Annotated in this window: 21 protein-coding genes and 1 tRNA gene; 8 read left to right on the forward strand and 14 right to left on the reverse strand. The window is 64.6% G+C overall.

The window, feature by feature from the left end; translation table 11 throughout:
- Positions 1 to 83: 83 nt before the first annotated feature.
- Positions 84 to 386: a 4a-hydroxytetrahydrobiopterin dehydratase gene (locus WHZ77_RS32995; protein WP_375311739.1), complete on the reverse strand. Its 303-nt coding sequence runs from the start codon at positions 384 to 386 to the stop codon at positions 84 to 86.
- A 151-nt stretch (positions 387 to 537) separates the two neighbouring features.
- Here WHZ77_RS32995 and WHZ77_RS33000 point away from each other — a divergent pair, with 151 nt between their 5' ends.
- The gene (locus WHZ77_RS33000; RefSeq protein ID WP_375311740.1) at positions 538 to 1,983 is read left to right on the forward strand and encodes a TAXI family TRAP transporter solute-binding subunit; all 1,446 of its coding nucleotides are present in this window, start codon (positions 538 to 540) and stop codon (positions 1,981 to 1,983) included.
- A 129-nt stretch (positions 1,984 to 2,112) separates the two neighbouring features.
- The gene (locus WHZ77_RS33005; protein ID WP_375314864.1) at positions 2,113 to 3,654 is read left to right on the forward strand and encodes an alkaline phosphatase D family protein; all 1,542 of its coding nucleotides are present in this window, start codon (positions 2,113 to 2,115) and stop codon (positions 3,652 to 3,654) included.
- 18 nt (positions 3,655 to 3,672) lie between these two features.
- On the opposite strand, the gene WHZ77_RS33010 is transcribed toward WHZ77_RS33005, so the two are convergent.
- Positions 3,673 to 4,056: a response regulator gene (locus tag WHZ77_RS33010; protein ID WP_375311741.1), complete on the reverse strand. Its 384-nt coding sequence runs from the start codon at positions 4,054 to 4,056 to the stop codon at positions 3,673 to 3,675.
- Between the two features lie 185 nt (positions 4,057 to 4,241).
- On the opposite strand from WHZ77_RS33010, the gene WHZ77_RS33015 reads away from it, so the two are divergent.
- The 3 genes from WHZ77_RS33015 (at position 4,242) to WHZ77_RS33025 (ending at position 8,592) form a co-directional block, all read left to right on the forward strand.
- Positions 4,242 to 5,012 (forward strand): Crp/Fnr family transcriptional regulator, encoded by a 771-nt coding sequence (locus WHZ77_RS33015; protein WP_375311742.1) that lies wholly within the window; start codon positions 4,242 to 4,244, stop codon positions 5,010 to 5,012.
- A 298-nt stretch (positions 5,013 to 5,310) separates the two neighbouring features.
- Positions 5,311 to 7,137, forward strand: coding sequence for a translational GTPase TypA (typA, locus tag WHZ77_RS33020; protein WP_375311743.1), 1,827 nt, complete (start codon positions 5,311 to 5,313; stop codon positions 7,135 to 7,137).
- A gap of 207 nt (positions 7,138 to 7,344) precedes the next feature.
- Positions 7,345 to 8,592 carry a flavin monoamine oxidase family protein gene (locus WHZ77_RS33025; RefSeq protein ID WP_375311744.1) on the forward strand — a complete coding sequence of 416 codons (1,248 nt, stop codon included), beginning with the start codon at positions 7,345 to 7,347 and terminating at the stop codon, positions 8,590 to 8,592.
- A 49-nt stretch (positions 8,593 to 8,641) separates the two neighbouring features.
- Here WHZ77_RS33025 and WHZ77_RS33030 read toward each other — a convergent pair whose 3' ends face one another.
- Complete coding sequence (locus WHZ77_RS33030) at positions 8,642 to 9,049, reverse strand: thiol-disulfide oxidoreductase DCC family protein (protein ID WP_375311745.1); 408 nt, start codon at positions 9,047 to 9,049, stop codon at positions 8,642 to 8,644.
- Positions 9,049 to 9,948, reverse strand: a complete 900-nt coding sequence (locus WHZ77_RS33035; RefSeq protein ID WP_375311746.1) for an alpha/beta hydrolase family protein — start codon at positions 9,946 to 9,948, stop codon at positions 9,049 to 9,051. The genes WHZ77_RS33030 and WHZ77_RS33035 overlap by 1 nt, the downstream gene beginning before the upstream one ends.
- A gap of 260 nt (positions 9,949 to 10,208) precedes the next feature.
- Here WHZ77_RS33035 and WHZ77_RS33040 point away from each other — a divergent pair, with 260 nt between their 5' ends.
- Both WHZ77_RS33040 and ppa read left to right on the forward strand, forming a co-directional pair.
- A complete protein-coding gene (locus WHZ77_RS33040; protein ID WP_014490714.1) occupies positions 10,209 to 10,718 on the forward strand; it encodes a GNAT family N-acetyltransferase in 510 nt (169 codons plus the stop codon).
- 177 nt (positions 10,719 to 10,895) lie between these two features.
- Positions 10,896 to 11,435: an inorganic diphosphatase gene (gene ppa, locus WHZ77_RS33045; RefSeq protein WP_375311747.1), complete on the forward strand. Its 540-nt coding sequence runs from the start codon at positions 10,896 to 10,898 to the stop codon at positions 11,433 to 11,435.
- Between the two features lie 174 nt (positions 11,436 to 11,609).
- Here ppa and folD read toward each other — a convergent pair whose 3' ends face one another.
- From folD to WHZ77_RS33060, 3 genes are read right to left on the reverse strand one after another with little or no spacing between them, the layout of a single operon-like run.
- Positions 11,610 to 12,494: a bifunctional methylenetetrahydrofolate dehydrogenase/methenyltetrahydrofolate cyclohydrolase FolD gene (gene folD, locus WHZ77_RS33050; protein WP_375311748.1), complete on the reverse strand. Its 885-nt coding sequence runs from the start codon at positions 12,492 to 12,494 to the stop codon at positions 11,610 to 11,612.
- A gap of 10 nt (positions 12,495 to 12,504) precedes the next feature.
- The gene (locus WHZ77_RS33055; RefSeq protein WP_375311749.1) at positions 12,505 to 12,849 is read right to left on the reverse strand and encodes a DUF167 domain-containing protein; all 345 of its coding nucleotides are present in this window, start codon (positions 12,847 to 12,849) and stop codon (positions 12,505 to 12,507) included.
- Positions 12,850 to 12,864: 15 nt separating this feature from the next.
- The gene (locus WHZ77_RS33060) at positions 12,865 to 13,155 is read right to left on the reverse strand and encodes a YggT family protein (protein ID WP_151646028.1); all 291 of its coding nucleotides are present in this window, start codon (positions 13,153 to 13,155) and stop codon (positions 12,865 to 12,867) included.
- Between the two features lie 203 nt (positions 13,156 to 13,358).
- Between WHZ77_RS33060 and WHZ77_RS33065 the strand changes: the two genes are divergently transcribed.
- A tRNA-Ala gene (locus WHZ77_RS33065) sits at positions 13,359 to 13,434 on the forward strand.
- Positions 13,435 to 13,542: 108 nt separating this feature from the next.
- Here the strand turns inward: WHZ77_RS33065 and WHZ77_RS33070 are convergent.
- From WHZ77_RS33070 to WHZ77_RS33100, 7 genes are all read right to left on the reverse strand, one after another.
- Positions 13,543 to 14,355: an enoyl-CoA hydratase gene (locus tag WHZ77_RS33070; RefSeq protein ID WP_375311750.1), complete on the reverse strand. Its 813-nt coding sequence runs from the start codon at positions 14,353 to 14,355 to the stop codon at positions 13,543 to 13,545.
- A 137-nt stretch (positions 14,356 to 14,492) separates the two neighbouring features.
- Positions 14,493 to 15,287 (reverse strand): glutamine amidotransferase, encoded by a 795-nt coding sequence (locus WHZ77_RS33075; protein WP_375311751.1) that lies wholly within the window; start codon positions 15,285 to 15,287, stop codon positions 14,493 to 14,495.
- A 117-nt stretch (positions 15,288 to 15,404) separates the two neighbouring features.
- Positions 15,405 to 16,184 (reverse strand): SDR family NAD(P)-dependent oxidoreductase, encoded by a 780-nt coding sequence (locus WHZ77_RS33080; RefSeq protein WP_375311752.1) that lies wholly within the window; start codon positions 16,182 to 16,184, stop codon positions 15,405 to 15,407.
- A gap of 227 nt (positions 16,185 to 16,411) precedes the next feature.
- A complete protein-coding gene (locus tag WHZ77_RS33085; protein WP_014438913.1) occupies positions 16,412 to 16,900 on the reverse strand; it encodes a TerB family tellurite resistance protein in 489 nt (162 codons plus the stop codon).
- Between the two features lie 175 nt (positions 16,901 to 17,075).
- Entirely contained in the window at positions 17,076 to 18,485 is a 1,410-nt protein-coding gene (locus WHZ77_RS33090; protein ID WP_375311753.1) for an adenylate/guanylate cyclase domain-containing protein, read from the reverse strand.
- A gap of 49 nt (positions 18,486 to 18,534) precedes the next feature.
- Positions 18,535 to 19,902, reverse strand: coding sequence for a cytochrome P450 (locus WHZ77_RS33095; protein ID WP_375311754.1), 1,368 nt, complete (start codon positions 19,900 to 19,902; stop codon positions 18,535 to 18,537).
- Positions 19,903 to 19,937: 35 nt separating this feature from the next.
- A complete protein-coding gene (locus tag WHZ77_RS33100) occupies positions 19,938 to 21,308 on the reverse strand; it encodes a hydrolase (protein ID WP_375311755.1) in 1,371 nt (456 codons plus the stop codon).
- Between the last annotated feature and the right edge of the window lie 40 nt (positions 21,309 to 21,348).

Consider the following 21,348-nt stretch of genomic DNA (forward strand, 5'->3'; position numbering starts at 1 on the left):
AACTCTCCGTTCAGTCCGGCGCGGCCGATGGCCGCATCCGGTGTCGATCACAACATGGGGAGGCGGCCGCTCTCCGCAAGATGTCAGCCTGGTGTCAGCTTGGCGAAGGTATTCATGGCCTGGGCGAGTGCGATATCGAGCTTGGTGACGCCGCCGGCGTCATGGGTCGACAGCACCACCTCCACCGTCTTGTAGACGTTACGCCATTCGGGATGATGGTCCATCTTCTCGGCCACCAGCGCCGCGCGGGTCATGAAGCCGAAAGCCTCGTTGAAATCCTTGAAGACAAAGGTTTTCCCGATGGCGTCCCGGCCCTGAATGTCAGTCCAGCCCGGGATGGCGCCCAGTGCCTGCTTGCGTGCGTCCGCCGTCAGCCGCTCTGCCATGATGGCCTCCGTTTTCAGGGGAACTTTACCCTAACACCGTGCGTAGGGCCCGGGTTCAACCGCGATTTCGTCCATCCGCTAACCATGACGGAGATGTAACCCCGCCGGACAAGAAATTTGCTACAATTACGGGCGTAAATCGCCGGCCAAGATGAAACTGAGCCTGAAGCGCCTGTTTGGGAGATCGATGACCGGGGGATTGGACCTGGCCGAAACGCCCGTCCCGACGTCGCCGCGATCCGCAGCGCGGCGGACGGCGCTCGTCTCTCTCGCATTGGTGCTTGCCATCATCGGCGGGCTCACCGGCGGTTATTATTTCGCGATGCGGCCAGTGGCGCTGAAGATCGCGGTCGGTCCGGCCAACAGCGATGACCTCAAGGTCGTGCAGGCGCTGACGCAGGCATTCACACAGAACAAGAGCTTTGTGCGGCTGCGGCCGATCCAGACCGACGGTGCCACCGCCAGTGCGGAGGCGCTCGCGGAAGGCAAGGTCGATCTCGCCATCGTGCGAGGCGACGTCGACGTGCCGAAGAATGCGCAGGCGGTCGCGACCCTGCGCAAGAACGTCGTGGTGCTGTGGTCGGTGCCCGGCAAAGGCAAGAAGAAGGGCGCGAAGATCACCAAGATCGCGCAGCTCGCCGGCCATCGCGTCGGCGTGGTTGGCCGCACCCAGGCCAACGTCAATCTGCTCAAGGTGATTCTGCAGCAATACGGCGTCGATCCCGCCAAGGTCGAGATCATACAGTTCCCGGCCAACGAGGCCGCCGAGGCGATCAAGGCCCAGAAAGCCGACGCTTACCTCGCGGCGGGTCCCGTCAACAGCAAGATCACGTCGGATGCGATCGCGGCATCCGCCAGGGACGGCGGCACGCCGATCTTCCTCGCCGTCGATTCCGCCGACGCGATCGCGCAGAACCACCCGGTCTACGAAGCCTCGGAGATTCCCGCCGGCACCTATGGCGGCTCGCCGGCTCGACCGGAGGATGAAGTCAAGACCATCAGCTTCGCGCACCACATCGTCGCACGCAAGGGTGTCCCCGAGACCACCATCGCCGCGTTCACGCGCCAGCTCTTCGCCGTGCGGCAGCAACTGGTGACCGAATTCCCGCTGGCGGCGAAGATCGAAACGCCCGACACCGACAAGGATGCGGTGATTCCCGTGCATCCCGGCGCCGCCGCCTTCGTCGACGGCGAGGAGAAGACCTTCCTCGACAAATACAGCGATTACATCTGGTGGAGCCTGATGGGGCTCTCGGCCATGGGCTCGATCGGCGCCTGGTTCGCGGGCTATCTGAAGAAGGACGAGCGCGACAACAACAGTCATCTGCGCGAACGCCTGTTCGACATGATCGCGACGGCGCGCAAGAGCGAGACGACCGAAGAGCTCGACCTGATGCAAACCGAAGCCGACGAGATCCTGCGCGACACGCTGCGCTGCTACGATCACGGCGCGATTGAAGAGGGTGCGCTCACAGCCTTCAACATCGTGCTCGATCAGTTCCACGCAGCCGTTGCCGACCGCAAGGCGGTGCTGTTCACCATGCCACAAAACCCGCAACGCACAGGCCCGCAATTCCGGGCCGCCGGCAACGCGTAACCGCTTGCGCGGCGTAATTGCCGCGTCACATTGTCTCAATATAGCTTTCGCTGTCCTTCCGGATTCGCGCGGAGCGCGCCCCCGGGAATGACTGCGCGAGATGCGCGCGAGACAACCAGCGAACTCTCCATGAAGATCAAGTTCTCCCGCCGCCGCTTCCTCACCACCAGCGCCGGCGCACTCGGCGCGATCGCGATGCCGCATCTGTCGCGCGCGGCCGACCGGCCCGTGGTGACGCATGGCGTGCAGTCGGGCGATGTCACCGTCGATGGCGGCGTGGTCTGGGCGCGCACTGACAGGCCCGCGCAAATGCTGGTCGACGTGGCGACGACCGAGTCGTTCAAGGACGCCCGCGCGCTGCCGCCGATCGCCGCGCTGCCCGAGAGCGACTTCTCCGCAAAGATGCTGATCGAGAACCTGCCGGGCGGACAGGACATCTTCTACCGAGTCCGCTTCCGCGATCTCTCGCACACCGCGGTCGAGGGCGAGCCGGTGGTCGGCCGCTTCCGCACCGCGCCCGCCGACCGCCGCGATGTCAGCTTCGTCTGGGGCGGCGACGTTGCCGGACAAGGCTGGGGCATCAATCCGGATGACGGCGGCATGTTCACCTTCTCCGCGATGCGCAAGCATCGGCCGGATTTCTTCCTGCACTCCGGCGATACGATCTACGCCGACGGCCCGATTGCATCCGAGGTGAAGCTCGCCGACGGCAAGATCTGGAAGAACGTCACGATTCCGGAGAAGGCCAAGGTCGCCGAGACGCTGGACGAGTACCGCGCCGCGCACAAATACAATCTCACCGACGACAATCTCCGCGCCTTCAATGCCGAAGTGCCGATCTTCGTGCAGTGGGACGACCACGAGGTGACCAACAACTGGTCGCTGTCGAAGGAGCTGCCGGCGACCTACAGGGAGCGCGACATCGCGCTGCTCGCAGCGCGCGGCGCGCGCGCCTTCCACGAGATGTATCCGATGCGCGAGAGCATCAGCGAGCCGGGCCGGGTCTACCGCCAGATTTCCTACGGGCCCCATCTCGACGTGTTCATGCTCGACGAGCGCAGCTATCGCGGCCCGAACGGCCCCAATCTCGAGACCGCTTACGGTGCCGCGAGCTACTTCCTCGGCCCGGACCAGATCGCCTGGCTCAAGCGCGGCCTTCTGAACTCGCGCGCGACCTGGAAGGTGATCGCGTCAGACATGCCGCTCAGCCTGGTTGTTTCAGACACACCGAAGGGCGGATCTGAAGCGTTCGCGCAAGGAGACGGCCCAGTGCGCGGCCGCGAGTTCGAGATCGCCGACCTCCTGCGCTTCATCAAGATGGCGCCGATCAGCAACACGGTATGGCTGACCGCAGACGTGCACTACGCCGCCGCGCATTTTTACGATCCCAACAAGGCGCAGTTCCAGGATTTCGAGCCGTTCTGGGAGTTCGTCTCGGGCCCGCTGCATGCGGGCACGTTCGGTCCAGCCCCGCTCGACAACACCTTTGGGCCTGAGGTGCGTTTCGTCAAAGCGCCGGGCAAGGACAACCAGAACCTGCCGCCATCCGCCGGCATGCAGTTCTTCGGCCACGTCAAGATCGACGGCGCCTCCGGCCAGATGACGGTGACGCTGCGCGACCGCGCCGATGTCGCGCTCTGGTCAATCACGCTCGATCCGAAATTGGCTTGAGCCGTTCGCGACAGCCGATCACGCTCCGCCCCTGCGGAGCGCGGTCTCCAGGGCGTCGGTCGAGCAGGGCTTCTGCAGCCGAGGCCGCGCCTTGAATGCGGCCGGGATGCTGGTTTCGGCGCCGTAGCCGGTCACGAAGACGAAGGGAATTTGCGCCGCCGTCAGCCGATCGGCGACGGCAAAGCTCTTCTCGCGGCCAAGCTCGACGTCGAGCAGCGCGAAATCCGGCGCACGCGCCGCGATCGCGGCCAGCGCCTGCGCCACCGATCCCACGGTGCGCACGCTCGTCACGCCGAAACCGAGCAGGCGATCCTCGAAATCGATCGCAATGATCGGATCGTCCTCAACGATGAGGACATCGGCGGGGACATCGGCCAAGCCGTCCGGGGAAGCAGGTATCATGATCCTGGCTATCGAGGTCTGCATCATTTTCCGATCAGGACAGCCTCATCCTGACGCCTGCGCCCAGCGCATCGGAGGGTTCCCGGAACGAAACTCACCACACAACAGTTTTGCCGTCTGTCCACTTGTACACACAACGGACGAACGGACCTCGTTAGTGTCGAGAGGAGAGCAGGGGATTTACGATGGACGTGCGCACCAGCAAGACAACCGAGGTCGACAGCCGGCCGGCCAACAATCTGCTGCGACGTTTGAACCCGGCGGACTACGGGCTGCTCGGGCCGCACATCACGGTGGACGACGCCGCGACCAATGAGCTGCTCTACAGTCCCGGCGACGATGTCCAGGTCGTGCACTTTCCTTGCGGACCGGCGCTCGCGACCTTCCTCGTTCCCAATGAAGACGGTCGCGACGTCGAGACCATTCTGGTCGGCCGCGAAGGCGCGGTGGGCGGCATCGTCAGCGAGGGATTTCTGCCGGCCTACACCCGCATCTGCGTGAAATTCGGCGGCCCGTTTGCGCGCGTCAACGTCGCCAAGCTGGAAGCGGCAAAGCTTCGCTCAGCCTCGCTGCGCAACATCTTCGCCCGCTACGCGGACTGCATGCTGGCGCAGATCTTCCAGTCCACCGCCTGCAACGCCATTCACTCGATCGAGCAGCGCACGGCGAAGTGGATCCTCGCGGCAATGGAGCGGACCGGCGACGAAAGCAGCGTGCCGCTGACACATGAGCAGCTCGCGACACTGCTCGGCGTCGGCCGCAGCTATGCGAGCCGCGTGCTCCAGTCCTTCAAGGCCGAAGGCGTGCTCGACACCCGGCGCGGTTCGATCCTGGTCCGCAACCACGATGGCCTGCGCCTGCGCGCCTGCCTCTGCAACGATGCCGTGAAGCTGCATTTCGAGGAGGTGCTGCGCGGGGTCTACCCGACGGAGGGAGCGGCCCCCAGCCCGGTATAGGGCTGATCGATGTGCCCGTCCCCCGGTGAAACGGCCGGTTTCGGACGGGGTTGCCCTTAAGTCCCGGGGATTCCCGGGCAAAATTCGATCAACCAATCCCGAAAGAACGCATTGTTTTTTGGCGGTTTTTGCCTATATTGCGCTGCAAACGTACAGGGTGCCCGGCTGATCTAGCCGAGCGGCCCTTTTGGGCGTAATAGGCCCCGTTTTCCACGTTTCAGCGTTGTCCGTGAAGAGGTCCCGGCTTGACCGGCGAGATCGCGCTTAACCCATTGTCCGACCGCAAAGAAGCTCACGCATGAACCTCCGCAACATCGCCATCATCGCCCACGTCGACCACGGCAAGACGACACTGGTCGACAAACTGCTACAGCAATCCGGCACCTATCGCGACAACCAGCGCCAGGTTGAGCGCGCCATGGATTCCAACGATCTGGAACGCGAGCGCGGCATCACCATTCTGGCCAAATGCACCTCGGTGCAATGGAAAGACACCCAGATCAACATCGTCGACACCCCCGGCCACGCCGATTTCGGCGGCGAGGTCGAGCGCATCCTGTCGATGGTCGACGGCGTGATCGTGCTGGTCGACGCCGCTGAAGGCCCGATGCCGCAGACCAAATTCGTGGTCGGCAAGGCGCTCAAGCTCGGCCTGAAGCCGATCGTCGCCATCAACAAGGTCGATCGTCCCGACGCGCGCATCTCCGAAGTCGTCAACGAGGTGTTCGACCTGTTCGCGGCGCTCGACGCCACCGACGAGCAGCTCGATTTCCCGATCCTCTACGGGTCGGGCAAGAACGGCTGGATGGCCGACTCGCCCGACGCCTCCCACGACGTCGGCATGCAGCCGCTGTTCGATCTCGTCATCAAGCACGTGGCGCCGCCGGTGGTCGAGGAAGGCCCGTTCCGGCTGCTCGGCACCATTCTCGAAGCCAACCCCTATCTCGGCCGCATCATCACCGGACGCATCGCGTCCGGCAGCGTGAAGCCGAACCAGGCCGTGAAGGTGCTGTCGCGTGACGGCAAGCTGGTGGAAACCGGCCGCATCTCCAAGATTCTGGCGTTCCGCGGCCTCGAGCGTCAGCCGGTCGAGATCGCGGAAGCCGGCGACATCGTCGCCATCGCCGGCCTGCCCAAGGGCACCGTGGCCGACACCTTCTGCGATCCCACGGTCGAGACCCCGATCCAGGCCCAGCCGATCGATCCGCCGACGGTGTCGATGTCGTTCATCGTCAACAACTCGCCGCTCGCCGGCACCGAAGGCGACAAGGTCACCAGCCGCCTGATCCGTGACCGTCTGCTGCGCGAGGCCGAAGGCAACGTCGCGCTGCGCGTGGTCGAATCCCAGGACAAGGACGCGATGGAAGTGTCCGGCCGCGGCGAATTGCAGCTCGCGATCCTGATCGAGACCATGCGCCGTGAGGGCTTTGAGCTCTCCGTGTCGCGTCCGCGCGTCGTGTTCCAGAAGGACCCGGAGACCGGGCAGACCCTGGAGCCGGTCGAGGAAGTCGTGATCGACGTCGACGAGGAGCACTCCGGCGTCGTCGTACAGAAGATGAGCGAGCGCAAGGCCGAGCTGATCGAGATGCGTCCGTCCGGCGGCAACCGCCTGCGGCTGGTGTTCTACTCCCCGACCCGTGGCCTGATCGGCTACCAGGGCGAGCTGATGACCGATACCAAGGGCACGGCGATCATGAACCGCCTGTTCCACAACTACCTGCCTTACAAGGGCGCGATCCAGGGCCGCCGCAACGGCGTGCTGATCTCCAACGACCAGGGCGAGGCGGTGGCCTATGCCATGTTCAAGCTGGAAGACCGCGGCCCGATGATGATCGAGCCGGGCTGGAAGGTCTACAAGGGCATGATCGTCGGCGAGCACACCCGCGACAATGATCTCGAGATCAACGTGCTGAAGGGCAAGCAGCTCACCAACATCCGCACCACCTCGAAGGACGAAGCCGTCAGGCTGACCCCGCCGATCCGGATGACGCTGGAAAAGGCGCTGGCCTATATCGAGGACGACGAGCTGGTGGAGATCACCCCGAAGTCTATCCGCCTGCGCAAGAAGCACCTCGACCCGAACGAGCGCAAGCGCGCGGAGAAGTCCAAGGAAGCGGTGGCGTAAGCCACTTCACCCCGTAGTGCCGCAGGGTGGGCAAAGCGAAAGCGTGCCCACCACTCGAAATCCCGGACGACAATGGTGGGCACGGCGCAAGTGCGCCTTTGCCCACCCTACGAAGCTGAAGCCGTAACGCCCAGGGCACTCCGCGGGTGACAGCGGCTCGCTTTGTGGTGACTTTAGCGTGTATAGCGAACGTGCTAGAGCCCGTCCATGGGCTCCCTCCCGTCATCCGTTGACGTCGCCATCATCGGCGCCGGTGCCGCCGGCCTCGGCGCGGCGCATGCGCTGCGAGACACCGGCCTCTCTGTGATCGTGCTGGAGGCCCGCGACCGCCTCGGCGGCCGGGCCTGGACCGTGCAGGCCTCGCCGGACGTCACCTTCGATGTCGGCTGTGGTTGGCTGCACTCGGCGGACAAAAATTCCTTCGTCGCTATCGCACGAAAACTCGATTTCGAGGTCAACAAGGACCTGCCACCCTGGCGCGAGCGCGCCTTCGGCAATGCGTTTCCGAAAGGAGAGCGCGACGATTTCATGCGCGCGATGGACGCGTTCTATCAGCGTCTCTGGCAGGCCGCGCAAAAGGGCAAGGACGAGCCCGCGAGCCGGAGCCTTGAGCCCGGCAATCGCTGGAACCCGATGATCGACGCGGTCTCGACCTACATCAACGGTTGCGAACTGAAGGACATGTCGACGCTGGACTGGGACGCCTATGAGGACAGCGACCTCAACTGGCGCGTCCGCCGCGGCTACGGCGCCCTGATCGCCGCCTATGGCGCGCCCTGCCCGGTGGCGCTGAATTGCAGCGTCACGCTGATCGATCATTCCGGCCAGCGCATCCGTCTCGAGACATCGCAGGGCACGCTGACCACGGACAAGGCGATCGTGACGGTGCCGACCAATCTGATCGCCGGGGAAGCAATCCGTTTCTCGCCGCCGCTCCCCGCCAAGGTCGATGCGGCGGCCGGCCTGCCGCTCGGCGTCGACGACAAGGTGACGCTGGCGCTTGGCGACGCCGAAGCTTTCCCGAAAGAAGGCAACCTGCGCGGTGCCACCATGCGCACCGAGATGGGCACCTATCACATCCGCCCGTTCGGCCAACCCTGCATCGAAGGTTTTTTCGGCGGCAGTTTTGCCCGCGAGCTGGAAGATGCCGGCGCAGGCGCCATCGCCGCGCACAGCATCGACGAAATCGCAGGCTTTCTCGGCAACGACATCCGCAGCAAGCTGAAGCCGCTCTACGAGTCACGCTGGGCCCATGATCCGTTTGCGAGTGGCTCCTACTCGCACGCCCTGCCTGGACACGCCGGCGACCGTGCCGTGCTGGCTGCGCCGGTCGATGGGCAATTGTTTTTTGCCGGGGAAGCGACGTCGCCAAATTTCTTCACGACGGCGCATGGGGCGCGAGACAGCGGCGAGCGGGCGGCGGGAGAAGTGCTCGCGGCTCTCCGCAAACCGTAACCACGAACTCCGTCATTGCGAGCTCAGCGCGCAGCAAAGCAATGACGAGTCACTCGATCACCCGTGCCCGCAAATCAGCATCGGGCACGAAGCACGCATCGTACTTTCCAAAAATGCGGTAGAGATTGCGCGCGATGAAGCTGTAGACGGGGTCCCGCAGCGATTTTGACACGGCGAACAGCGTGCGCACCCAACCCCAACCGGGGAGCTGCGACAGCACCGTCAGCGCGGCGTCCGACTTCATGTACACCTCGCCGCCATGGACCACGGCATTGGTGTCGGGGTCATCGGGATCGATACCGAAGTTGCGCGCGAGCTTCGCGCCGTAGTCCGACTGGATCGGCGTGAAGCGAAACCGCTTGGCCGTGTCGCGCTTGGCGACGAACCGAACCCAGCGCGAGCAGAAGATGCAGACGCCGTCGAACAGGATCACGTCGTCGTCGGGCCATTTTGGCATCACGGCCTGTTGGACCTCGCAGACCTGGCTTGGTTGAGGGCGGCGTCGAGCGCGCCGCCGGTGGCTTTGACGCCGGCCTCGAGCTCGATCATCCAATGGCCCTCGCCGCCTACGGCTGGGATTGTACGGAAATCGACCTTGCCGCCACCGCCGCGAAACGCATCCGCCAATTTTTGCGAAAACGCCGGCGCAAAATAACTGTCATTGGCCGCAACGAGCCATGTGACCGGAATGCGCGCCGCCTTGCCGAGCTCGGCCGCAGCCGCAAGCAGCGTCTGCGGCGCGCAGATCCGGTTTGCTTCGTCATTGGCATGGCCGCCGCGCCCCGGCGCAAACGCGATGATCGCGGAGATCATCTTTGGATCGGCGCCGGCAAGCGCCAGCGCGCCCCAGCCGCCGGCGGAATGGCCGATCACGACGGCGGCATCCTTGCGAACAAAATCCTGCTTTTGCAGAAACTCCAGTGCGCGTGAAATCTCGTCGGCGGTGGCGCGCGCAGAACGCGCATAATCCGCTTCGTCGCAGCCGCCCTGGTCCTCGACATAGCGCCCGCCGGTCGCGCCGTGGCCGAGCCGCTCCGGCACCAGCACGGCGAAGCCGCGCGCGACCAGAAACGCTGCGAGCGCGCGGTATTCCGGCTGCGGCATTTGCGCGCGACGGAGCACGTTCTGCGTCGAGGCATGCGCGATGACAGCGAGCCGAAACGGACCCGTGCCGGGCGGGCGGAACAGCAGCGCAAGCGCGGCGGTGTCGGTATCAGGTGACGGCACACGCCACTCTTGCCGGCGAAACGGTTCGCCCTCCGCTCCCGATGACCCAAGCGTGACCTGTGCGCACAGAGGCGGCGCATTCAGCAGAAACAGCAGAGGCAGGACTGAAAGGGCGTTGAAGAGACGCATGAATTGCCGGAGGCGAACACGGACAACGACAGGCTAGTCGGAACGAATCATTCCGGGCGGACTTTCTGCGTTGTCGTCACCATTCATTCGTTGCCGAGAGGCCGTTTTGCACCGACGCATGGCAGGCAAGTACCATCGAAATGGCGCGCTGTCTTTTTTCGGCACACCATGGTTAAAGACTGATGCAGAAAGTCCACACGTTAACCGATAATTAACGATAGGTCTTGCCGCCGGCCCGGCGACTTGGTTTGATTGCGCCCATGAGCACAACCCTGATCGAGGTCCGGCCGGCCAAAGCTGCAGATGCAACTGCGGTGGCGTCCACCCATGACGAAGCCTGGCGTTCCGCCTATCAGGGCATCATTCCCGGCGGCGAGCTGGAGAAGCTGATCAACCGCCGCGGTCCGCAGTGGTGGGACAGCGCCATCCGCAAGGGCAGCCGCGTCAGCGTGCTCGTGTTCGGCGACAAGATCGCAGGCTACGCCAATTACGGCCGCAACCGCGCCCGCAGCCTGCATTTCGACGGCGAGATCTACGAGCTGTACTTGCGTCCCGAATTTCAGGGTCTCGGCTTCGGCCGTCGCCTGTTCACCGCCGCGCGCCGCGACCTGATGCAGAGCGGCCTCAAGAGCATGGTGGTGTGGGCGCTCTCGGACAACGATCCCGCCACCGAGTTCTATCGGGCGCTCGGCGGCCGCATGGTGGCGCGCTCCTCGGAGCGATTCGGGCCGAAGTCGCTCGACAAGGTTGCCTTCGCCTGGACCAATTGAGCTGCTGAACTCTGGCCGGCGGCGTTCCCCATCTGTCGATACCGTTGCCTTTTGCGCCGGTGATCGCTGGATTCATTATTTCACAAAAACGCGATGGATTGGCGGGCCAAGCCCGCGTATGACAGCGCCAAAATCGCTGCCGGGCGCGATTTAACCTCGGCAACAACGGAGCCTTGAATGCGTATCGATGCGGTCTCGATCGGGAAAAATGTCCCCCACGACGTCAACGTCATCATCGAAGTCCCCGTGGGCGGCGAACCGATCAAATACGAGATGGACAAGGAAGCCGGTACGCTGGTGGTCGACCGCTTCCTCTACACGCCGATGCGTTACCCCGGTAACTACGGCTTCATCCCGCACACGCTGTCCGATGACGGCGACCCCTGCGACGTGCTGATCATCAACACCCGCGCCATCATCCCCGGCGCCGTCATGAGCGTGCGCCCGGTCGGCGTGCTGTTCATGGAAGACGAAGCCGGCGGCGACGAGAAGATCCTGGCGGTGCCGTCGTCGAAGCTGACGCAGCGCTACGACAAGGTGAAGTCGTACTCCGATCTGCCCGACATCACGCTGCAGCAGATCCAGCATTTCTTCGAGCACTACAAGGATCTCGAACCAGGCAAGTGGGTAAAGATCCTGCGCTGGGGCGGCCCGGAAGACGCGCAGAAGCTGATCCTCGAAGGCATCGAGCGCGAGAAGAAAAAGAAGAAGGCGTAAGCTCTTCTCTCTCGCCCCGCTTGCGGGGAGAGGGTCGGGGTGAGGGGGACTCTCCGCGAGTCCAACTCTCACCGTCCACGTGGAGACTCCCCCTCACCCGGATTGCTTCGAGCGATGCTTCGCATCGCCGAGCGCAATCCGACCTCTCCCCGCAAGCGGGGCGAGGTAAGAAACCTACACCGCCGGCTTCGGCAGCCCCGCGATCGCGCACGCCGCGCGCAGCGTATTCACCAGCAGGCACGCCACGGTCATCTGGCCGACGCCGCCCGGCACCGGCGTGATCGCGCCGGCGACGGCGAGTGCTTCCTGATAGGCGACGTCGCCGACGAGGCGCGTCTTGCCATCCTCCTTCGGAATACGGTTGATGCCGATGTCGATCACAGTCGCGCCCGGCTTCAGCCAGTCGCCACGCACCATCTCCGGCTTGCCGACAGCGGCATAGACGAGGTCGGCGCGCTTCACGAGCCCGGGCAGATCGCGTGAGCGCGAATGCGCGATGGTCACCGTGGCGTTCTCGTTCAGCAACAGCTGCACCAGCGGACGGCCGACCAGATTGGAGCGGCCGATGACGATGGCGTTCATGCCTTCGAGCGAAGCGTGAACGCTCTTGGTCAGGATGATCGAGCCGAGCGGCGTGCAGGGTGACAGCGCCTCAAAGCCGCCGGCGAGCCGGCCGGCATTGTTCGGATGCAAGCCGTCGACATCCTTGGCGGGGTCGATGGCGTTGATGACGGCCTCGGTGTTCAGCCCCTTCGGCAGCGGCAACTGCACCAGGATGCCGTGCACCGCGGGATCACGGTTGAGCTTGGCGACGACGGCCAGCAGGTCGGCTTGAGACACGTCGGCCGGCAGCTTGTGCTCGAACGAGGCCATGCCGGCGGCCTGGGTCTGGGTGTGCTTGGAGCGGACATAGACCTCGCTGGCGGGATCGTTGCCGACCAGGACCACCGCGAGGCCCGGCACCAGATTGTGCTCGCGCTTGACGCGGGCGACTTCGCCCGCGACGCGGCCACGGAGCTCCGCGGCAATGACTTTTCCATCGATGATCTTGGCGGTCATGTCAGTTCCCTCAGTCGGTCGATTTGGCTGATGCGAGCTGGCGCAGGGCTTCGCCGAGCCGCACCGGATCTCCGTCGACCGCGATCTGCTTCAGCCGCGAGGTCGCCCCGGATAGCAATTTGACAGCGGCCTTGGGGACACCAAGCGATTTCGCCAGCAGGACCAGAACGGCCTTGTTGGCTTCGCCGCCATCGGCGATCGCGCGCACCCGCACCTTGAGCACGCTGCGGCCATCGGCCAACTGCTCGATCCCGTCGATGGCGTCCCGGCCGCCGCGCGGCGTCACCCGCAGCGCGATGCTGATTCCTGCGGCCGCATAGCGCCAAGGTTCCTTGAAAGGCTCTTTCGCAACCAAGGCGCTCCCGCCTGCTTAGATCACGTTCGGGTAGATGTAATACAGGATCACCCGCTCAGTGAACATGATGAGCAGGATCAGGATGATGGGCGAGATGTCGAGGCCGCCGAGGCTGGGCAGGAAATTGCGAATCGGCGCCAGCACCGGCTCGGTGATCCGGTACAGGAACTCCGCCACCGCCGAAACGAACTGGTTGCGGGTGTTCACCACGTTGAAGGCGATCAGCCAGGACAGGATCGCGGAGGCGATCAGCAGCCAGACATAGAGGTCGAGCACGATGATGACGATGTCGAGAACGGCACGCATGATTTTTGCAGACTCTGGCTTTTGAAAACTCTGGCTGCGGTCAGGATTGACGCCTTTTGCTAGATATCGGTTCCCCCCGACCCAAACAAGGGAAGTCGGTGCCGGGATGGCTAAAACCGGGTTACACCCGTCCTTGACTTGACCTTGCCGGGGACTTAAATGGCGCCCGGTTGTCGGCCGCATTAACCAGAGCGGCCAGCAAAGGGGCCATAGCTCAGCTGGGAGAGCGCGTCGTTCGCAATGACGAGGTCGGCGGTTCGATCCCGCCTGGCTCCACCACGCTTCGCCCTTCGGGCTACGCGTGGCGCAGCCACCAGGAGCCTGAAGGGCGAAGCGTGGTGTCCGGCGAAGCCCAAAGGGCGAAGACGGACTGTTCGAAGTTCCCCCCTACTTCCCCGTAAACCTTGGCGGCCGCTTCTCCATGAAGCTGGCGACGCCCTCCCGGAAATCACTGCCGTTCAGCGCCACCATCATCTCCCGGTTCGCCTCGATCGTGGCCTCGGCCAGGGTCTGGAACGGCACCTCGTAGAGCTGCCGCTTGATCACGGCCATCGCGCTCGGGGAAACCATGTCCGCGAGGTCGCGCGCATAGGCATAGGTCTCCTCGCGCAGCTTCTCGGGCGAGCAGAGCCGGTTGACCAGGCCGATCCGCAGCGCCTCATCGCTTCCCACGCGGCGGGCCGAGAACAACAGGTCCATCGCATTGGCGTGGCCGACGATGTGGGGCAGCATCCAGGACATGCCGTGTTCGGCAATCAGGCCGCGCCGCGCGAAGGCTGTCGTGAACACGGTGTTGTCGGCGGCAAAGCGCAGGTCGCAATAGAGCGCGTGGACGAGGCCGATGCCGGCGGTGGCGCCGTTGAGCATGGCGATGACCGGTTTTGCAATCGACGGATAGAAGCCGTAGCGCGTCTGCCAGTCCGGACGGCGGTTCATGTCGAAGGGCGGCAAATTCGACGCGCGCCTGACGTCATTGGGATCGAGCCCCTTCAGCGCATCCATGTCGGCGCCGGCGCAGAAGGCGCGGCCCGCGCCGGTGAGCACGATGACGCGGACATTGTCGTCTGCGCTCGATGCTTCCATCGCGTGACGCACGTCGCGCTCCATGATCGGCGTCCACGCATTCATGCGATCGGGGCGATTGAGCGTGATGGTCGCGATCTTGTCGATCACCTCATAGAGAATGTGTTCGTAGGCCATGACGCTCTCCCTTTGCTACCGGCATGCGTTCGCGCGCGCTCGTTGGCAGCGAGCCTAGCATATCCAGGGATGAGGCAAGGGCTTGCGCCAAGGGCTTGGGCGAAGGGCTTGGGCAAAGGATCTGCGCGAAGCCGCGATCACTCGGCGGCTTGGGCCAGCACGGGCCGGCACGCCAGCCAGCCGTCGATGAAATGGGCGAGCCAGGCGCGTTCGGCGGCATCGTAGACAGCACGATCCGCGAAATGATGATGCCGCTGCCGCGCGCCCGGCGCGCTGAGACCGTCATAGCCGCGCGTGGTCCAGCGATGCATCATCGCGTAGGTCACATCAGGGTGAAACTGCACGCCAAAGGCATTGCTCGTGCGGAACGCCTGAACCGGAAAATCATCGCCTTCCGCAAGCAGCTCAGTGCCAATGGGCAGCTCGAAGCCTTCGCGATGCCAGTGGTAGACCTGCGCCGGCCAGGCCGGGCAGAGCGCGTGCCCCGCGGCGGTCGGGCGGATCGGGTAGTAGCCGATCTGGGTCAGCGCCTGCGCATGCGGCGCGACGCGGGCCCCTAACTGCATCGCCAGCATCTGCGCGCCAAGGCAGATGCCAAGGAACGGCCGCTGTTCGCGAAGCGGAATTTCGATCCAGTCGATCTCCCGGCGGACGTAGTCGTCGGGATCGTTGGCGCTCATCGGGCCGCCGAAGACCACGGCGCCCGCATGCCGGTCGAGCGTCTCGGGCAGAGCATCGCCGAAACGGGGACGGCGGATGTCGAGGCGATGGCCGAGCGCGCGGAGCGCATTGCCAACGCGGCCCGGGGTCGAAGATTCCTGATGCAGAATGATGAGAACCGGCAACTTCGTTTCGGAGGCGGCCGTGCCCGGCGTCCTTCTCGTGAAGGGCACCACCTCTGCGCCACCAAACCTGTCCGTCCGGAACGACATGGCCTCTGCGAGTGCTATCGGTTCAGACCATCAGCATAGCTAAGCGATGGTTAACATCGTGTGAGTTCGCGCACACACGCATCCGCATGAAGCAAGCTCCGGGCCACTACGGACGCTTCAGTGTCTCTGCCGCTGGAACCGACTGGTGGCGGACAGGATGAAGCCGCGCGGGAAGAAACGCAGCGCGAACGGCACGATCTTGATGCCGAGGCCGGGCAGCACTGCCCGTTTATTCGCCATCAGCCCACGATAAGCCTCCCGCGCAACATCGGCGGCGGGAACGTTGAGAAGGGCCGTATTGTGTCCGGATCCGACGCGGGCGCGGGCCTGGAATTCGGTGGGCACCGGACCCGGGCAAAGCACCGTGACACGAACCCCGTGCGGCGCGAGCTCCGCCCGCAAAGCCTCGGTGAGAGAAATCACATAGGCCTTGGACGCGTAGTAGACCGCCATGCCGGGGCCGGGCAGAAAGCCGGCGACAGATCCGACATTGAGAAGACCGCCCTTGTTCCTGATCAGCTGATCGGCAAATCGCAGCGACAGATCCGTCAGAGCCCGGACGTTGACATCGACGATGCCAACCTGTTCGGCGCGATCGCACTCGATCGCATCGCCGAACACGCCGAAGCCGGCATTGTTGACGAGATGATCGAGCTCGACGCCTTCGGCGGCGAGCGCGGCGGCGATCTTCTCGCCGGCGTCGGCTTGCTGGAGATCGCAGGCGATCACGATCGGCTTCTTGCCGCCCTTGGTAGCGAGCTCGTTCGCGAGCGTCTCCAGCCGGTCCGCCCGCCGCGCCGTCAGCGCCAAGCGGTGTCCGTTCGCGGCGAACACACGCGCCAGCTCCGTGCCAATGCCCGCAGAGGCACCAGTGATCAACGTTACCCGTTCAGTCACGATCGAAGTCTCTTGAATTGAAGTTTTTTGGTCCGGCAATAGCGGAACGAGAGCATAGGCCGTGCGCGGCAGGCAAGCGGCGCTGACAGCATGGCGGCTTGAGCGGGCGGCAGGGAAACCAGGAAACCCGCGGATTCGGAGGGGAATCCGGAACCCGGGCGGCCCGGACTACATCAAAGTTTTGTCATGTGGTCCGCACAACCGGCAATATCCCTGGGTGGCGCGGTTCAGCCGCCGACAGCGCCGTCCTTGACCTGGCCACCGACCCGGTCCGCGACTGCATGCTTCAGGTCGATCCGGTCGCGCTGCGAAATCCCGAGCAGGTCGGAGGCCCGCCAGACCACGTTGTCCTCGAACTCCGTGACCTGGCCGTCGGCATAGACCAGCTCCCACATCATCTGGACGATGCGCTTGCGGCCCTCTTCGTCGAGCGAGCGCATGATGACGCTGGTGAAGTGATAGAGGTCGACCGCCTCGCCCTCGACCTGGGTCGCATCCGCGATCAGCCGATCCGCAGTGCCGCGATCGAGCCCGAAATGGCTTTCGATCAAATTGTGCAGCTTGCGCTGCTCGGCCGCCGTCGGCTGACCGTCCAGCGAGACCACGTGAACCAGCAACGCGGTCGCCGCCAGCCGGTAGTCGCTGTCGCCGAATGCGCGGTCCCCGGCCTGGGGCGCAACAATATCGGCGATGAATTGGCGCAGGCCGTCGAGCATAGGGTCCTACCGAAATCGATGAAGCCGCTGGGGTGCGGCGTTACCAGCATCATATGAGCAGGAAACTCAACCGGCGCAACGTGCGTCAGTTCCGCGCGCTGCATTACGTTTCGGCAATCTGGGTACTGTCATTCCGGGGCACGCGAAGCGCGAACCCGGAATGACCGGTTAAGGCTCACGGAATCTCGTACACCACCATCTTGTCGGCGATGCCGCGCAGCGCGGCCTGCTTCTGGATCGGCCTGATCTCGCGCTGCTTCAGCACTTCCGCCACAGCCGGTGCATCGAGCACCGGGCCCGTGATGTGAATCTCCTGCGCGGTCGACAGGCTCTGCACGCGGGCGGCGATGTTGACGGTCTGACCGAAATAATCCTGCCGCTCGTTGAGCATCACCGCGAGGCACGGGCCTTCATGGATGCCGATCTTGACGATGAGATCGTCGGTGCCGCGCTTCTTGTTGAGCTCGTCCATCGCCGCGCGCATCCGCAGGCCGGCGACGATGGCATGCTCGGGACGGACGAAGGTCGCCATCACGGCATCGCCGATCGTCTTCACCACCGCGCCCTTCTCGGAAGAGATGATCTCGAGCAGCGCGTGGAAATGCGCACGCACGAGATCGAAGGCGGCGAGATCACCGACGCGCTCGTAGAGCGCGGTCGAACCCTTCAGATCGGTGAACAGGAAGGTGAGCGACGTGATCTGCAGACGCTGGTCGAGGCTGAGATTGTCCGCCTTGAACACGTCGCGAAAGGTCTGGTTCGACAGCATCCGCTTGGCGGTGAGAAACGGCTTGCGCCTGCCGATAAGATGATGAAGCGCCTCGGCCGCGATGAACACCGACGGCAGCACGCGCACGCCGGCCTGGTTCTCCAGCGACAGCCGCAACGGCCCCGGCCGGAAGGTCGCGTTCCCCGTCGGGGCCTGCACCTTGTTGTACATGATGGCGAGCTGCTGGCGGTCCTTGGTCGGCTCGCCCTGCACATCGATGAAATGCGCGGCGTGCGTCACCGGCTCGAAGATGATGATGAAGTCGTTCGGCAGCTGCAGCGACATGGTCGCCTTTTCGCCCGCCGGCAGCTCCATCGTATCGAGCGTCACCTCGTTGGTGAGCGTCGCGAACGATTCCTTGTTGAAATCGACGCCGGAACTCCAGAACACCTGCCTGAAATAATCCCACACGGGAAGCGTATCAGGATCGTGCGCCGCGATGCGCCGCACGCGCGGGTTCACGGTGAAGGAGACCTCGACCTGATCGTCGACCGAGGCCTTGTAGCCACAGGCGCAGAGCGCGCAATGATAGTCGTCGGGCTTGAGCGCCTTCAGGGTCGAATGCGCCCCCAGCACGCCCCCGCAGCCCGGGCACAGCACATTCCAGCCGAGATCGAACAGCCCGAGCCGCGCCGAATGCAGGAAGCCCGCGATCGCCCGCTCCTCGTCCAGACCGCGCTCCCTGGAAAAATCGAGGACATTGACGCGGTTGAGCTCGTGATCCTCGCCATCGTCGATGAGACGCGCGATCGCATCGACCACCTTCGCGTCGGCGGTCTGCTTCAGAACGGAGAACTGGGCCTGGATGTCGCTCATGGCTTAACTCTATCAGGATGGATCGCGCCATCGGCCAGACCAACGTCTGTCACCGACGCGTGATGCGAAAGAGGGGTGAACGATCCGGCTGGGTCGTGACGACGCCATGCGGGATCACGGGAATGCTGTCGGCAAGCTCGACGCGGAACGCGCCGATCAACCGCGCCAGCGCCAGCACGGATTCGGCCTGTGCGAACGGCGCGCCGATGCAGACGCGCGGACCAGCGCCGAACGGCAAATAGGCAAAACGATCGGGCGCCTCTTTGGACATGAAACGCTTCGGAATGAACGCGTTCGGCTGGTCCCACAGCTTCTCGTGCCGGTGCAGAAGCCAGGGCGCGATCATGACGATGTCGCCCTTGCCGATCTCGACGCCGGCCGCGTTGTCCTTCTCGCGCGCGGCCCGCGCGACCAGGAAGGCGGGCGGATAGAGCCGCATCGTTTCGTCGATCACCGCACGGGTGAATTTCTGGCGATCGATGTCGGTCATGCTGTCGAGATGTTCGCCGCCTGTCTCGGACGCCACCTCTTCCTGCGTGTCCGGATCGAGCGCGAGCAGATAGAGCGCCCAGAACAGCGCCGTCGCGGTGGTCTCGTGACCGGCGAGAATCATGGTCGCGACCTCGTCGACGAGCTGTTCGTCGGAAAAGCCCTTGCCGGTCTCGGGGTCACGCGCCGCGTCCATGAGATCGAACAGATCGCGCGGCGGCGCGCCGTCCTTCTTGCCGGCGGCCCGCCGCTCGGCGATCAGCATCGCAACGAATTCGGTCCAGCGCTTGCGGAAACGGGCGCGCGGAAAATCCATCGGGCTCGGCCAGGACACCGGCAACAGCATGTCGAGGAAATACGGCCGACCGAGCCGCTCGCCATATTCCACGACGAAGTTGCGCAAGGTCGGGCCGTGCCGGTCCATGCCGAAGGAGAACATCGTACGCCCGGCGATCTCGAGCGTCATGCGTTGCATGATTTCGCGCAGGTCGACCGGCGCACCCGACTGCGCATCAAGCTGCGCAATGGTCTCGTCCAGCACCGCCGTCATGTGCGGAACGAGGTTCGCGGTCGCGCGCGGCGTGAAGGCCGGCGCGAGCGTGCGGCGCTGAAATGTCCAGGCCTGGCCTTCCGCGATCAGGAGGCCTTCGCCGAGCACGGGACGCAGCATGCGGATGCCGGCCGGCGTGCGCGTGTAGTTCTCATAGTTGCTGAGCAGCACATGCCGGATCGCATCCGGACGATTCAGGATGAAGCTGTGTTGCAGGAAGAAGCGTCCCTTGATGACGTCTTCCTCATAGGCGCGCTGCCCCCAGGTCGCGATCATGTTCTGCCGGAGGAGCGCGACCCGGCCGAGGAACGACATGTCATCGGGCGCACGCGGCGGGGTCGGAGGGACGATGGGCCGACGCACACTGGCGATATTCATGGCTCCCTCCCGAGAGATGTGACGCAGGCAAATAGCTAATAAGTCAGTTCGGCAATCGCAATCCTGTTCTCGGACGCAGGCCAGAGACGTGCCACAATTCGTTCTTCGCCGAACTGGGCCACGATGTTACGCCCGACCTCGCTCGCCGGAAGGCGCAGGGTCGTTGCCGAATCCGTGGGCACGCCCGGCTTGACGTCCTTGGGCTCCTTGCCGTCCAGCAGCACGACGTCCCGCGGCAGCCCGAAATAGCCGCGCGGCCGCGACATGATCACGACCGCCCCGGCATCCTTGTCCGCCGTCCCGAGCGGGCGCGCAGCGCGCAGATGGACAACGTCAGACGAGCGCGCGAAGGGCGAGCGGTAGATATGCGTGATCGGCGCATCCGGCGACGTCAGGACGAATTCGAGCGACCAGGACGGCTCGACCTGCGCAGGACCCCAGCGGCCGTCCGCGCCGGTCTTCGCGCTGTGCACGGCATTGCCCTTGCGCTCACCGGTTTCGGGGTCGACGCGGAAGATATCGACGGTTGCGCCCGCCACCGGCCGATTGGTCGACACGCCACCCGGCGTGCCCGAAACGAGACCGCTCAGCCGGACGCTCTGCTCCGGCATAATCGCGATCCGTGCAGGCTCGCGCCCCGCGATGAACTTGTAGATCTCGCGGAAGGCTCTGGGGTGGAACGCCACCTCGCGATGATCGAGCGCGCCGAGCACCAGATTGGTCGCGCCCTTCAGTTCGGGGCCTTCGACGGTGACGCCGGTCGACGTGCCCGGCTTGCCGATGAAGCGGCCGTCGGCCTGCGCATATTTGTCCATGCCGTCGCTGCGCAGGGTGAGAAAGGCCGTACCCGGCGTCACCTCGCTCTCGCCCTCGTTCAAACCGCGCAGGAACGCGCCGCGGCCGTTGAATTCGCTGTTGGGCTGATCGTCGGTCGCGAACACGCCGTGATTGGGCGTGCCGCACAAGACGGCGTGGCTGACATCCGCGGAACCGCCGTTCTTGATGACATTGCGAATGGCATAGCCGCCGCGCGAACTGCCAACCAGCGCCACGCGGGACGCGCCCGCGCGCCGCTTCAACTCGGCGATGGCGGCGGCGAGCTCGCGGCGCTGGTCCTCGGTCGAGGAGCGGTTCGCCTGCTCGACCTTGTCGTCGCTGCGCGCATTGGGATCGGTGAAATTGATCGCCATCATGCGATCGCGCGCAATGCCGTTGGATTCCATCCGCCACAGCGTCGTCATCCAGAGCGCGTCGTAATCGCCATTGCCGTGGACGAACAGAACGGGAGGCACCTCGGCGCTTTGCGCCGCGGGCGCACTCTGGGCCAGCGCGCCCGTTCGCAAGCTCGCAATTGCGAAGGGCAGGCTGCCCGCTCCTTGCAGAATTGTGCGTCGCGACAGCTTCATGTGTTCCTCCCGGCAAAACCTCGTGTCTTTGCACCGCTTA

The sequence above is a fragment of the Bradyrhizobium sp. A5 genome (assembly GCF_042076515.1).
GTDB classification, from domain to species: domain Bacteria; phylum Pseudomonadota; class Alphaproteobacteria; order Rhizobiales; family Xanthobacteraceae; genus Bradyrhizobium; species Bradyrhizobium cosmicum.